The organism is Paenibacillus sp. MSJ-34 (genome assembly GCF_018918005.1).
Classification (GTDB): domain Bacteria; phylum Bacillota; class Bacilli; order Paenibacillales; family Paenibacillaceae; genus MSJ-34.
Map to the genome: position 1 here is coordinate 54,520 of NZ_JAHLPR010000034.1, position 13,987 is coordinate 68,506.

The 13,987-nt window shown below is 57.5% G+C and carries 14 protein-coding genes and 1 riboswitch; of the genes, 2 read left to right on the forward strand and 12 right to left on the reverse strand.

What is annotated here, in order from left to right:
• Window positions 1–5: 5 nt before the first annotated feature.
• The 11 genes from cobS to KQI79_RS17770 form a co-directional block, all read right to left on the reverse strand.
• The gene (gene cobS, locus KQI79_RS17720; RefSeq protein ID WP_216539622.1) at window positions 6–827 is read right to left on the reverse strand and encodes an adenosylcobinamide-GDP ribazoletransferase; all 822 of its coding nucleotides are present in this window, start codon (window positions 825–827) and stop codon (window positions 6–8) included.
• Entirely contained in the window at window positions 824–1,429 is a 606-nt protein-coding gene (locus tag KQI79_RS17725) for a bifunctional adenosylcobinamide kinase/adenosylcobinamide-phosphate guanylyltransferase (protein ID WP_216539623.1), read from the reverse strand. Before KQI79_RS17725 ends, cobS begins: the two co-directional genes overlap by 4 nt.
• 13 nt (window positions 1,430–1,442) lie before the next feature.
• Window positions 1,443–2,510 carry a nicotinate-nucleotide--dimethylbenzimidazole phosphoribosyltransferase gene (gene cobT, locus KQI79_RS17730; protein WP_253298232.1) on the reverse strand — a complete coding sequence of 356 codons (1,068 nt, stop codon included), beginning with the start codon at window positions 2,508–2,510 and terminating at the stop codon, window positions 1,443–1,445.
• Complete coding sequence (locus tag KQI79_RS17735) at window positions 2,488–3,318, reverse strand: ABC transporter ATP-binding protein (protein WP_216539624.1); 831 nt, start codon at window positions 3,316–3,318, stop codon at window positions 2,488–2,490. Before KQI79_RS17735 ends, cobT begins: the two co-directional genes overlap by 23 nt.
• A 6-nt stretch (window positions 3,319–3,324) precedes the next feature.
• Entirely contained in the window at window positions 3,325–4,362 is a 1,038-nt protein-coding gene (locus KQI79_RS17740) for a FecCD family ABC transporter permease (protein ID WP_216539625.1), read from the reverse strand.
• Window positions 4,363–5,391 (reverse strand): ABC transporter substrate-binding protein, encoded by a 1,029-nt coding sequence (locus KQI79_RS17745; protein WP_253298233.1) that lies wholly within the window; start codon window positions 5,389–5,391, stop codon window positions 4,363–4,365. It lies immediately after the preceding gene.
• A gap of 176 nt (window positions 5,392–5,567) precedes the next feature.
• Window positions 5,568–5,768, reverse strand: a riboswitch (cobalamin riboswitch).
• A gap of 97 nt (window positions 5,769–5,865) precedes the next feature.
• Complete coding sequence (cbiB, locus tag KQI79_RS17750; protein WP_216539626.1) at window positions 5,866–6,831, reverse strand: adenosylcobinamide-phosphate synthase CbiB; 966 nt, start codon at window positions 6,829–6,831, stop codon at window positions 5,866–5,868.
• A complete protein-coding gene (locus tag KQI79_RS17755; protein WP_216539627.1) occupies window positions 6,832–7,581 on the reverse strand; it encodes an adenosylcobinamide amidohydrolase in 750 nt (249 codons plus the stop codon).
• Window positions 7,578–8,678 (reverse strand): threonine-phosphate decarboxylase CobD, encoded by a 1,101-nt coding sequence (gene cobD, locus KQI79_RS17760; RefSeq protein WP_216539628.1) that lies wholly within the window; start codon window positions 8,676–8,678, stop codon window positions 7,578–7,580. Before cobD ends, KQI79_RS17755 begins: the two co-directional genes overlap by 4 nt.
• Before the next feature lie 603 nt (window positions 8,679–9,281).
• Window positions 9,282–10,589 (reverse strand): FtsW/RodA/SpoVE family cell cycle protein, encoded by a 1,308-nt coding sequence (locus KQI79_RS17765; protein WP_216539629.1) that lies wholly within the window; start codon window positions 10,587–10,589, stop codon window positions 9,282–9,284.
• Complete coding sequence (locus KQI79_RS17770) at window positions 10,586–10,918, reverse strand: PadR family transcriptional regulator (protein ID WP_216539630.1); 333 nt, start codon at window positions 10,916–10,918, stop codon at window positions 10,586–10,588. Before KQI79_RS17770 ends, KQI79_RS17765 begins: the two co-directional genes overlap by 4 nt.
• A gap of 175 nt (window positions 10,919–11,093) precedes the next feature.
• Here KQI79_RS17770 and lplA point away from each other — a divergent pair, with 175 nt between their 5' ends.
• Window positions 11,094–12,101 (forward strand): lipoate--protein ligase, encoded by a 1,008-nt coding sequence (gene lplA / locus KQI79_RS17775; protein ID WP_216539631.1) that lies wholly within the window; start codon window positions 11,094–11,096, stop codon window positions 12,099–12,101.
• 31 nt (window positions 12,102–12,132) lie between these two features.
• Window positions 12,133–12,936 (forward strand): Cof-type HAD-IIB family hydrolase, encoded by an 804-nt coding sequence (locus KQI79_RS17780; RefSeq protein WP_216539632.1) that lies wholly within the window; start codon window positions 12,133–12,135, stop codon window positions 12,934–12,936.
• A gap of 121 nt (window positions 12,937–13,057) precedes the next feature.
• Here the strand turns inward: KQI79_RS17780 and KQI79_RS17785 are convergent, their stop codons facing one another.
• Window positions 13,058–13,984 carry a carbohydrate kinase family protein gene (locus KQI79_RS17785; RefSeq protein ID WP_216539633.1) on the reverse strand — a complete coding sequence of 309 codons (927 nt, stop codon included), beginning with the start codon at window positions 13,982–13,984 and terminating at the stop codon, window positions 13,058–13,060.
• Window positions 13,985–13,987 lie beyond the last annotated feature (3 nt).

A 13,987-nucleotide genomic window follows, 5' to 3' on the forward strand; every position in this document is an offset into this window, starting at 1 on the left:
CCGGCTCAAAGCGCAAATTGATGGCCGATAACGGCCAACGCGACCAACAGCGCCGTTTCCAGCCATTCGTTTAGCGCGCCGTACGTATCCCCCGTCAGACCGCCCAGCTTGCGGGCGATATAAGACGCGGCCAACCAGCCGAGCAGCAGCGCGCCGGCGCCCATGAGAAGCGGCATGGCGGGTTCGATCGGGCGGATCGGCTCGCCGGAGCCGCCGGAACCCGCCCATAAACCTAAAGCCGCAATAACGATCGATACGGCCGCAGCCGTCGCGGTCGCCGCAGCCGCATGCCGGGCGCCCGCTTGCTTGAAATAGCTGCCGAGGCCCGAATCTTGGCGCGCATACGGCCAACGGACGATCGCAACGACCATAAACCACCGGCTCCAAACGAACGGCAGCGCCACATACCATAGCCAATGACCCTGTTCCAGCAGCGTATATATCGCCGCGCCTTTGATCATGAGCGTCAATACGCACACGATCACGCCCATCGCGCCGACGCGGCTGTCTTTCATAATGTCCAGCATTTGCTCGCGCGGCCGATGGCTTAACAAGCCGTCCGCCGTATCCATGAGCCCGTCCAAATGCAGCGCGCCGGTCAACATGACCGCGAATGCGAGCGACAGCGCCGCGGCGAGCGCGGGCGGAACGGCGAAACCTGCCGCGAACCCGGCTGCGTACAACAACCCGCCCAGCGCCGCGCCGACGAGAGGATAGAACGCGACGCTGCGTACAAACACTTCTTTCGTATAATTCACACGCACCGGGAACGGAATCCGGCTCAAAAATTGAAACGCCGCCGCTAACGCCTCCCATTGCCGTTTCATAATCGATACGCCCTGCTCTTAAGCTCGATCGGAATGCCGGCCGTCACCAGGAAAACTTGATCGCACAGAGCGGCAAGCTTCTGGTTCATCGAACCCGCCAAATCGCGGTATACGCGGCCTAGCGGGTACTCCGGCACGATTCCGTCGCCCACTTCGTTCGTTACGAAGACGAGCGGTCCGGCGTACGCCGCCGCCGCGGCAACGAGCGCGTCGATTTGTTCGGCAACCGCGTCGGCCGCCGCGTTCCAATTCCCGTCCGAATCCGCGCGCAGCAGCCAATTCGAGAGCCATAGCGTCAAACAATCGACCAGCACAACGCGCGCTTCGGAACTTCCCGGCGCTGCCGCCGGCGGGATGCCCGCATCGATCCGCTTGGACCATTGCTCCAATAGGCCGGACACTCCATACGGTTCCTCAATCGTCTCCCATGCGTATTCCGCCCGCTCCCGCTGCAAACGGTGCAGCCGGACCCGTTCGCGCATTTCCTCATCGTAGATTTGCGAAGTGGCAACATACACGCCGGAAGGGGCCAGCGTCATGCATAACCGTTCGGCAAAACGGCTTTTGCCGCTGCGCGCCCCTCCCGTCACTAGAATTGGCATGCTCTACTCCCCCTTATTGCGATTCGCCGCCGGACGATACGCCGGCGCTTGCAAACGTCGCCATCTCGCGCATGATTTTCACGGCCGCGTCGATGAGCGTAAATGCAAGTACGGCTCCCGTCCCTTCCCCGAGCCGCATATCCAGCTGCAGCAGCGGCGTCAGCCCTAGCTCGTCCAACAACGCTTCGTGACCTTGCTCTTGGGACAGATGCGAGCCGATCATATAGCCGGCAGACAGCGGGGCCAGCCGCGCCGCGACCAATGCGGCCGCGGAGGAAATAAAACCGTCGATGACGACCGGGCAACGATGCTTTGCGGCGCCGAGAATGACGCCGACCAAGCCGGCGATTTCCAGGCCGCCTACCTTCGCCAGCACATCGAGCGCATCCGCGGCGTTCGGCCGGTTTACGGCAATGGCTTTGCTTACGACTTCGCGCTTATGCGCCATCTTCGCGTCGTCGATGCCGGTGCCGCGCCCGACGGTTCTATCCGGCGCCATGCCTGACAATACGGACAATATGGCGGCGCTGGCCGTCGTATTGCCGATGCCCATCTCGCCCGTCGCGAACATCCGGTATCCGTCGTTCACATATTGTTCGACGATATCCGCGCCGACCAGTATCGCTTGCAGCGCCTCCTCCCGGCTCATCGCCGGCCCTTTCGCCATATTCGCCGTCCCTTTGCGGACTTTGCGCGACACTAGCTGCGGATGCTCCAAATCGCCGTTCACGCCGATATCGACGCAAACGACTTCCGCCCCCGCCTGCCGGGCGAGCACGTTTACCGCCGCTCCGCCCGCCACAAAGTTCATAACCATTTGCGGCGTAACCGCGGCGGGAAATGCGCTCACGCCTTCCTCGCATACGCCGTGATCCCCCGCCATGACGATGACGGCTTTTTTCCCAAACTCGGGTTTCGCTTCTCCGGTCATGCCGGCAAGCTGTGCGGCGATCGCCTCCAATTTGCCCAAGCTTCCCGGCGGTTTCGTCAACTGATCCAAATGGTTCCGCGCCTGCTCCTCCGCTTCGCCGTCCAACGGCTCGATGCCGGCGCACAGCTCAGTGAATCGATGTAACATCATCCCGACCTCCTCCGAATGTTTTCTCTTGTTGCCCGTCTTCCGGCTGCAGCAAAATTTGGGGCGCACGATTGAGCGGATGGGAGATCACGATCGGATCGACCCCGAATACTTGCCTAATTCGTTCTTTACGAATAATTTCATCCGGCGCGCCGTCGGCAAGAAGTTTTCCTTCATGCAGCAGAAGCAGCCTGTCGCAATATTGCGCCGCCAAATTGAGATCATGCAGCACGGCGATGACCGTCAACCCGCATTCCCGCTGCCATGAGCGAACATAGTCCATAAATTGGATTTGATAATGAATGTCCAAATACGTTGTCGGTTCGTCCAGCAGCAACACTTCGGGCTCTTGCGCCATCACTTTGCCGAGCGCCGCCCGCTGCCGCTGGCCCCCGCTTAACTCGTCCAGCGTGCGGTGCACGATTCCGTCCAAATTCAATCGCTGCGTGATCGCGGACAATAACGGTTCCGCATCGCGCGAATCTTGGCCGAGCCAATTCTGAAACGGAAAGCGGCCCATTTCCATCACTTCCCGCACCGTATACCCGATCGGCGGCAGCGCGTCCTGCTGCAGGACGGCAAGGATGCGGGACAGCTCCTTGCGGGAATAGGAGGCCACGTCTTTTCCCATCACTTCAATCGTGCCCGAGGTCGCCGCCTCCACCCCCGACAGCAAGTGCAGCAGCGTCGATTTGCCGCTGCCGTTCGGTCCGATAATGCCGAGCCACTCGCCGCGCGCCGCAGAAAAACAGATGTCGCGCAGCACCGTCGTATCGTCGTACCGTTTCGCCACGTTTTCGACACGAATCACAACGCTTCAGCTCCTCCGCAATTTTTTGTTCCGATGCAGCAAATAAGCGAAGAACGGCGCCCCGACGAAGGCGGTTACGACGCCGAGCGGAATTTCCGTCGGCGCCAGCACCGATCTGGCCGCGGTATCCGCCCATACCATGAAGATGCCGCCGCCGATGGCGGACAACGGCACGATCAGCCGGTAGTCCGGCCCGACAAGGAGCCTGACCATATGCGGGACGACCAGCCCGACAAAGCCGATGACTCCCGCTACCGATACCGCCGCCGCCGTCATGAGCGTAGCGGTCAGCAGCACGATCGTCTTTGTCCGCTCGACATGCAGTCCAAGGTGGGCGGCCTGCCGCTCCCCTAGCGCCAAAATGTTCAGCGGCCTCATGTACCGGATCAGCACGATCCAGCCGATCAACAAATACGGAGTCAACACGGCGACATACGGCCAACCGCGCAGCGCCAAGCTGCCCATCGTCCAGAACAAAATATCGTTCACCGTCTGCTTGGACATCGCCACGAGAAAGGAAACGACCGCACCCAGAAACGCTTGCATTACAACGCCGGATAAAATTAACGTTTCGGTTGGAATTTTGCCTTCCCGCTGCGCCATACGCAGTACGATCCACAACGTGATCGAGCCGGTCGTAAAAGCGACGAGAGGAATCGTCCATTGCCCGGCAAACGAATACTGCATCCCGAAATAAATTAAGAAAGCCGCCCCGACCGAAGCGCCGGACGATACGCCGAGCGTAAAAGGATCGGCGAGCGGATTCCGCAGCACCCCTTGAAACGCCGCACCGGCCAGCGACAGCGATGCGCCGACCAGCATGCCGAGGACGATGCGCGGCAACCGGACCTTCACCATGATCTGTTCCGCGGAATCGGTCCACGTCTGCGGAATCGAATCCCCGACCCATGGAATCCGATGAAGCACAATCGCCGTAATATCCCGCACCGGCACTTGCACCGAACCGATCGCAATACAGACCACAATGGACAAAAGGAGGAGCAAACCTCCGGCTCCTCCCCACACTAGCAGTTTCGTTTTCATTTATTTCACCAAATCGGGATAGATGCCTTTCGCCATTTCAAGCAACCCTTCCGTTAGCCGCGGTCCCGGTCTGCTGAGCGTATTGTCGTCCAAACCGACGACGCGGTTTTCTTTGATCGCTGTTATTTTATCCCAGCCGCTGCGTCCGCGAATGATCTCTTCCAGCGGTTTCTTCGTATCGAAATCGACCAATTCCTTCGCGTACAGGATGACGTCCGGATCGGCCTGAATAATATTTTCCTCGCTAATTTTGCTCCAGCCTGTAATATCGGAAGCGACGTTCACGCCGCCGGAAATCGTGATGAGTTCGTCCATAAATTCGCCCTTACCGACGGTATAGCCCGGAGAAAACTCGACATACACCTTCTTCTTCTCCTCCGGCTTCAAGTCCTTCACCGCTTCGACGACCCGGTCGCGATCCGCCTTCATCCGGTCGGTCACTTGTTTCGCCTGTTCCTGCCGGTCCGTGATCTGCCCGTACAATTCGATATTGGCGATGACATCGTCCAACGTTTTCGGCTCGACTTTGAAAATGTTAATGCCGAGGCTGCGCAATTTTTCCACCGTATCGGCTTTCATCGAGATCCCGGTAAACACGATATCCGCTTGCGCGGCGATCAGCGACTCTTCGTTCGGTTTCGTAATGCCGCCCATTTTCGGTTTGGACAGCGCCGCCTCCGGGTAGTCGTCGTAATCGGAGACGCCGACGATTTGCTCGTCAAGCCCTAATGCGAATAACGACTCCGTTTCGGCAGGCGATACGGAAACGATTTTTTCCGGCGCCTTGTCGAAAGTAAATTCATGCCCGGTCGCATCCTTGACCGTCAGCGGATATTGCGTTTTTAAATCCGCCTGGCCGGACTCCGTCTTGCCGTCCGTCTGTTCTTGCCCTTGGGCCTGTCCTTGTTCGAGCCCGGCATTCGTTTCATCCGCCGCCGTTTGCGGACCGTTCGAACCGCATGCGCTAAGCGCGAATGCGAGCGTGAACGCCAGCATCCAGGCTGCGATTCGTTTGAAGCTGTTTGTCATTTCGTTCCTCTCCTCCACCTAGTAACGATTCCGAAGAATGCTTGACGCGAATACCCATTACGGACATACCGACGGCATCAACAAGAAAACCCCGATCCTGGGATCGAGGTACGTCGAATTCGAAAGCAACATTAGCGTGATGCTCCAAATTAGCGCAATCCTTTCCTCGAAGGATTTGTAAGTCGCACCCATAGGCAGGTCTCCTGACTTGCGGGTTACTATTTTCTCGCCTTCCCATCCGAATAAGGACAGTGGCCGTTGTGAGAAAATCCCCGGTTTACAGTGGCGGGACCGTGCCGGATTTGCACCGGCTTCCCTTTTAACCTTGCAATCTCGCTCCGTACGAAACGGCAAGGACCCATCGGTATTGTATTCAATTCTATCTTTCAAGCGATTCGTCTCAGTGTTGATTATATGGGAAAACCCCCGGCTTTACAACCTGTTTGCAAAAATATCACACCTTGAGCCGCGCTTCTACCGAAGCAGGTCAAGGCCAAGCAACGCCGCCGCGCATACTAAGGCGAACAACGTCGCAACGTCCAGCATGAGCCGCGCCGCCTTGCGAATATGATCCGCCCGAAGCGGATGAACCGGATCGCCCATGTAGGCCCGAAACGAAGCGACGCCTTTGTACATGTTCAAGCCTCCGAGCCTTACCCCGAGCGCTCCCGCGACCGCCGACTCGGGCCATCCGCTGTTCGGGCTCGGATGGAGGTTCGCGTCGCGGCGGACGGTGCGCCAAGCGCGCGCGGCGTCGAGACGGCGCAAGAAGGCGGCCAGCGTAAGCAGTACCGCCGTGAGACGGGCCGGTATCCAGTTCGCGATATCGTCAAGCCGGGCCGATGCCCAGCCCAGATGCAAATATTTATCGTTTTTATATCCGACCATCGAGTCGAGCGTATTGACGGCCCGATAGGCCATCGCCAGCGGCGCGCCCCCGATGGCGGCATAGAACAGCGGGGAGACGATCGCATCGACGATGTTCTCGGCGACCGTTTCCACGGTGCCGCGCACGATCTCCGGCTCGTCCAGCTTCCCCGTGTCGCGGCCCACGATCATGCCGAGCGAACGGCGCGCTTCGGGCAAGCGGCCGGAAGCCAAGTGCCGGTATACCTCCATCCCGGCGTCCTTGAGCCCTTTGGCGGCGATCGTCGTGGAGATGAGCCATGCCTCCGCTCCCCAGGCCAGCCAAGGATGAATGCGCGCCAGCAAGGCGAGAACGAGCCAGACGATGGCGAACGAACCGCCCGCGAGCAGCAGCGGCAGCAGCATGCCTGCAAGCTTCAGCTGCCGGCCGGGCCCGGCGAAACGGCGAATCGCCCTCTCGACCGCAACGATCGCTTTGCCCATCCATACGACAGGATGGGGAAGCCGCCTTGGATCGCCCACGATACGGTCGACGATGTAGGCTACTACCAACAATATTGCCCGGATCGCCATTTACGTCAATTCTCCTTGCGTTCGTACCGCTTCATAGACGGTTTCGTAGACGAGGCGCCCGAGCAAATTGCCGAGCGTCGTCGCGCTGCCCGCATAGCGGTGAACGCCGGCGAAGCGCTCGCTTTGGCTGGCGGCGATCGCTACCGTATCCGTCGTCGTGCCTGTCGCGATCTCGCCGGTATGCGCGTCGACGATGCCAAGATCCTGGAAGGCCGCGCTCTTCGCCTCCGTCGCCGTAATGAGCGCGCCGGCCATCGCCGCTTGCGTCAACCTGCCGTCAATGGCGACGATCGTATTGATCGTACCCGCTGCGTAAGCGCTGAATACCGGGCGTTCCTTGCCTGCGCGCGCCCCGTTGGATGTGCCGGCGGTCGTGCAGCAGACGATCGCCGCCTGATCGCCCTCCGCCTCGGCAATCGAGGCAAGGGCGATGTTGGCCGCCGTCAGCAGGCCGATCGTCCGCTCCGGCGCATATCCCCATGCGCCGATCAAGCCGTCGATATGAGCGACCGGATCGGCGCAGTCGAACGTCTTCGGCACGAAGGCGTTTATGATGCGGTCAGCTCGGCCGAATCCGCCGCCGTACGGCGCGCCGCTCAGCGTCTCCAGCCCGCATGGGGCGTTCATGACGATATGCCCCAAGCCGAGAGGCTCGCTCCCGTTTCGGCAATGCCGGAACTCGAGCCCGGGCCAGACGCGGGATAGGTACGCATCGTTCTCCTTGGACAAATTGCGAAACGGTTGGCTCATTGTCTCATCCCTCCCGGCCATACTTCTTTCATCGCTTCGATCAAGCGTTCGTTCGCCTTCCGGTCTTTCACCGCAATGCGGATATCGGCAGCGGTCAATCCTTCGTACATCGAGCAATTGCGAATCAGCACGCCGATTCGTCCGAGCTCGGCTTGCATCCGCTCCGCCGTCCACGGCGCCGGCAGCCGCACAAGAATGAAATTGGCTTCGCTCGGCCAAGTTCGGCAGCCGAAATCCCGCTCCAGCGTTTCGATCAGAAACGCGCGCTCCTCCGCCGTGCGTTCCCTCGTCATCCGCTCATACGTTTCTCCTGCCGCCAGGCAACATTCGCCAGCCGCAAGCGCCAGCCGGTTCACGCTCCATGTGACCTGCTTGCGCTTCATACGCCCGATCGTTTCCGGATGCGCGGCGGCGAATCCGAGCCGCAGTCCGGGAATCGCGTAAAATTTGGTCAGCGACCGGATTACGATCAAATGAGGGTATTTCGGCAGTCTAGGAAGCATCGTCGCTTGCCGTTCCGGCGGAATGAAATCGATAAACGCTTCGTCCAGCACGATATAAGTGTCCGTTTCCTCCGCCCGTTCCAATACCGTCTCCAACGTTGACATATCGTATTGCAGCCCTGTCGGGTTGTTCGGCTGCCCGATAAAAACCAGATCCGTCCGTTCGAGCAAATTGCATAATTCGGCCGTACCGGCGCGAAATCCGTTCTCCTCGCCGCCTTGCGCCGCGACGACGTTCGCGCCGAATTGGCGTGCCAACTGCATATATTCCGAAAAGCACGGGGTGACGATGCCGACATTGCGCGGCGCAAGCCCGAGCACCGCCAGCGCCATGCACTCCGCCGCGCCGTTCCCGATGCAGATGGAGGAAGGCTCCAATTCTGTCCGCTGCGCGAGCAGTTTGCGCAACTCACGATGATCGGGATCCGGATAATGGATTACCGAATGCAATTCCTGCCGCAACCGTTCCATTAGACCCTCCGGCGGGCCGAGCGGATTAATGTTTGCGCTGAAATCGAGTATGCTGTCCGGCGCAACGCCGAATTCCGCCGCCGCCGTATCCAAGTCGCCCCCATGCCCGAATCGTTCGATCATTTATCATGTCTCCCCCATTTTTTATAATGGTACCATTATGTTCTCGATCGCCCGTTTCCGTCAACTCCCCGCCGCCGGGCCGCGCGCAGTCCGGCTATATCTCATTGCGGGCAAGCGAAAACCGCCGGGTCGATTCCCGGCGGCGAAAAGTCGCTGGTGCGCCGCAAGTGACATGCAATATCGGGACGCATGTTATTTGCACCCGACAGCAGTCGAGCGTCTGACAATTAGATGGAAAAAACGGCGCTAATATGATCCTTTTTCCTCGATATTCTCAAATAGATGGAAAACATACCGTTAATTGATCCGTAGTCGATCAATATCGCGCGAACGGTTGGAATTGCCTCCGCAATTTACCGTTAATGCGCTTCCCCTGCTCAAACGGCACGAAATAGATGTAGCTTTTACCGCTAATCGCACCGGAACGCCTTCATCGGGCACAAACTTGACGGGGCCACCCAGCACACATAACGGGCAGCCCAACGACCGCTTAACCGAAGGCCCGGCGTATAGTGCAACGGAGAGCCTAACGTACAGCGCACGGAGAACCCGACCCGCACACATAACGTACAGCGCGCCGCTACATCCGAAACGTCCGTTCCCCTATACCGCTTCCTTCGCCGGAATCATATCTTTGCGCCGGTAAATGCCGAGCAAGAGTCCCATCATCCCCATCCATATCAATTGCTGCCCGCCGCCGGCGCTTATAAACGGGAGGCCGATGCCCACTATCGGGAGCACGCCGAAAGACATCAGCACATGCCAGGCAAATTGCACCGCAAACACGAAACAGATAACGCCGCCGACAACGGAGCCGAACGCGTCCCGGATGCGCAGCGTCATGCCGAGCAGGCGCCGGACGAGAAAGACCATCAGCACGATGGCCGCCGCTCCCGCCAGCCAACCGAAGCTGTAAATGAAATAGGTAAACACCATTTCATACTGGATGCTTGGAATGAGCGGATTCGGCGCGCCAAGCCCCAGCCCCCACCATCCTGCCTCGCCGATCGCCTTGAGCGATTGGAGCGTCGTATAGCCTGCCCCTTCCGGATCGGCGGCCGCGCTTACGAAAGCAGGCAACCGGAACATGAAGCTCGCTCTTGCGGGAAAGAAATGATAAAGCAGGAAGACGGGAATCGCAGCGAAAGCGAGCATAGCCAAGTTATGTTTCCAATTGCGCGCGTGCAGCCACCACAATACGAAAAAACCTAGGGCGAACAGGAGCGCATACAACAAGCTTGGAACGCCCATCAGCCACAGGAACGGGATTCCGAACAGGACCGCCGCGAGCCCCCACGCTTTCCAGCCTTTATCCGCGCGCTGCGTTACGATCCCGGCGATGGCCAATAGCAGCAAATACGGGACAAAACTATAGATGTTGACGCCGATTCCGCCGACGGCAAGCCAGCCTCTTTCGCCGTTCATAGTCGTGTCGAACCGCATCGCCAATAACATAAGCAGCAGCGAGCCCGCGTACAACGGCACTGCGATCTTTTGCAGCTTGCGATAATCCATAAAAAAGAATGCCGCGAACGCAATCAAACCTAGGCCTAGAAAAATCAAATGACGGTTGACATAATCAAGCTTGCCGTCCCCTGCCTGAACCGAAGCCATCGCCAGTACACCGACGATAAGCCAAACCGCAAAAAAACCGATAAACCCCCAGTCGACGCGCGGCTTATGCGCCGAATGGAACTGGCGTCCAACGGCATGCGCGTCGCCCATATGACGAATCGCTTCCGCCGCGGCTTCCTCCTCCGGCATCCCCGCGGCAATCGCCTCTTCCATCCGTTCGGCGATATGATTCTCCAATTCTTCCCGGATCGAATCATGCACATCCTTCGCTTTCACATGTTTCAACACTTCATCGATATATGCGCTAATTTTGCCTTGATGCGGCGCTACGCTCATGCTCCTCCCTCCCCTAACACACCGTCCAGCGAATTGCGGAACAGCGTCCACTCCGCCTTTTTCTCTTCCAATAGTCGTTTGCCGGCCGGCGTAATGCGATAATATTTACGTTTGCGCCCATCCTGCCGATCCCAATAAGCCTCCACCAATTTGCCGCTTTCCAGCGTATGTAGAATGGGATACAACGTCCCTTCGCGCAATGCGAACGTCCCGCCCGATCGGCGTTCGATCTCCTTCGTCATTTCGTAACCGTACATTTCTTTCCGCTCCAGCAGCGATAAAATGAGCATGACGGTACTTCCCTTCAGCAATTCCTTATTAATTTTCAAACGAATCCTCCTCCTTGCGCAGGCACCTTTTACCTTGATTTACTATACATCGTATATCTATTTATTATAATGCGGCACTTGTCCCCCGTCAACGGCGAAATTCTTTGTCTAACCCGGCAATTTGATTTACAATGTGTAAGGAGAGAATAAATAAAATGTCCAGGAGGAGTGAGCCATGCTATTTATCGATAATCAGGGCATTACCGATCCGAGGGTGAATTTGGCCATAGAAGAATATGCGCTCAAGCATTTGCCGGCGGATGACAGTTACCTTCTGTTTTATATTAACGAGCCTTCGATCATCATCGGCAAGCATCAGAATACGATCGAAGAGATCAATGCGGAGTATGTCCGGGAACAAGGAATTCACGTCGTACGCCGTTTGTCGGGAGGCGGCGCGGTCTATCACGACCTTGGCAACCTGAATTTCAGCTTTATTACGAAAGACGACGGCCAATCTTTTCATAACTTCCGCAAGTTTACCGAGCCGGTCATCGAGGCGCTGCGCTCGCTGGGCGTCGAAGCGGAATTGACCGGACGCAACGATATCCAGGTTGGAGAACGGAAAATTTCGGGCAATGCCCAATTCTCTACCCGAGGCAGAATGTTCAGCCACGGAACGCTGCTGTTCGATTCGGAAATCGAAAGCGTCGTGTCCGCCTTGAACGTCAACCCGGAGAAAATTCAATCCAAAGGCACCAAATCGATCCGCAGCCGGGTAGCGAATATTAAGGAGTTTTTGAGCAAGCCGATGACGATCGAGCAATTTAGAGCCGAATTGCTCCGTTCCATCTTCGGCATGGACCCCGATCAAGTGCCGCAATATAAGCTGACGGAAGAAGATTGGCGCCAAATCGAGCGAATTTCCGCCGAGCGGTACCGGAATTGGGACTGGAACTACGGCGAATCGCCGAAATGCAATATTCGCAATTCCAAACGTTTTCCGATCGGGATCGTCGACATCCGTCTGGATGTGGAAGACGGGCGAATCCAACTTGCCAAAATATTCGGCGATTTCTTCGGCGTAGGCGATGTGGCGGATATCGAGGAGCGGCTGCAAGGAGCTCGCTATGAGGAGCAATCGGTGCGCGAAGCGCTGCAAGGGGTCGATATCAAGCATTATTTCGGCAACCTGGAATTCGACTCGTTTATCCGGCTTGTTATGCTGCAATCGGAATCTTGATCACAATACTTACGCCTAAGGAGAGAGACATATGTACAAATTGATAGCGATCGATGTGGACGACACGTTGATTAACGATGATAAAGTCGTGACGGAAGGAACGCAAAGAGCGCTGGAGCAGGCGATTGAACGCGGGGTAACGGTGACGCTGGCCACCGGGCGCATGTATGCCTCGGCGCAGAACGTCGCCCGCCAAACGGGGTTGAACGTTCCGCTCATTACGTACCAAGGCTCGCTCGTCAAAAACTTGATCGACGGCAGCGTGTTGTATGAACGTTCCGTTCCGGCGGACGCGGCGCGCAAAATTTTCGAATATTGCGAGCGGAACGAACTGCATCTTCAATTATACGTCAACGACCGGCTCTATGTTCGCGAAGAAAACGACAAAATAAAAGAATACGCCGATATCTCGAAAATTCCGTATACGGTCGAGCCCGACTATGCCAAATTGAGCGCCGAGCCGAATACCAAAATGCTGATTATCGACGAGCCCGCCTACCTGGACGAGCTTGCGCCGATCTTCCGCGACATGTTGGGCGACGCTGTGCATATTACAAAGTCGAAGCCGAATTTTCTTGAGTTTACGCATCGCGAAGGCACGAAAGGCCATGCGCTTAAGGCGCTCGCGAAGCAATTCGGCTGCGATATGTCCGAAGTGATGGCGATCGGCGATTCCTGGAACGATCACGATATGATCGAAGTTGCCGGCCTCGGAGTGGCGATGGGCAATGCGATCGATTCGCTCAAAGCGGTCGCCGATTATGTCACGCTCACCAACAATGAGGAAGGAGTGCGGCATGCCATTGAGAAGTTCGTGCTGCATCCTGAGATGTAACGGCTCTTATCCATTTGCATGAGCCGATTCGAGCGAGCTGCGGTCTCGCGAGCGGACCTTGCGGACACTCGTTCCGCGAATACGCCAAAGCCAAAGCCAAGGCAAAAGCCCGGCGCTGTTATCAGCGGCCGGGCTTTGCCGTTTTCATAAACTCCGTGATTTCCTCTTCCGCAGCGATGCCGGATTTCGGCCCAACGGCGAGCACCGATCTCGCCGCGGCCGCGCTTGCAAATTCGGCCGTACGACGCAAATCCCATCGTTTCGTCAATCCGTACACAAACGATGCATTGAACGTATCGCCGGCTCCCGTCGTATCCAGCGGTTCGACCTGAAAGCCTTCGACATGGAACTGTTCCTGCCTGGTCAGGACGAGGCATCCCCGCGCGCCGAGCGTAACGACGACGATTTTCGAATCGGAGGTGAGCAGCCGCCCGATCGCCTCTTCCCGCGATATGCCCTCGCCGTATTTCTCGAACGCGAACTCGTTGAAAAACAACAGCCGCGCTTCGTTCATGTACGGTGCATCTTCGTCTCTGCCTGCGAAAGACCCCGCCTCCACGTCGAACGCCAGACCCGCTCCGCTATCCCGCAGCTCGCTCATTAGCGTTTCATGGCCGACGATGTTCTTCCAATCCCGTATCGTCGTATAAACGTATGCGGAATGCAGCAGCACGTTTCTTTTTCGCTCATCGATTTCCAAAGGCGGCTTGGCGTTCGTCAGCACGAATATTGTCCGTTCCCCGCCTGCCAGCATAATATGCGTCTTGCTGTTGGGAACGCCTTTGCATATTTGCACGAAATCGGTACGGACGCCGTGACGCTTCAAATCGTGCAAAATAAGCTGCGTATACGAATCGTCGCCCAAATTGCCCATCATGTACGTTTCCAATCCGTATCCCGCCATCACGCTGGCGGCGTTGCCGATCATGCCGCCGATTTTGCTCTCTATAAATTCGGCGCGCGTCTTCGCTCCCAGTTCGGGCCATCGTTCGCACCGGTAATACTCGTCGATGTCGTTGTCTCCGATCGCCACTGCGTATTGTCTCATCCG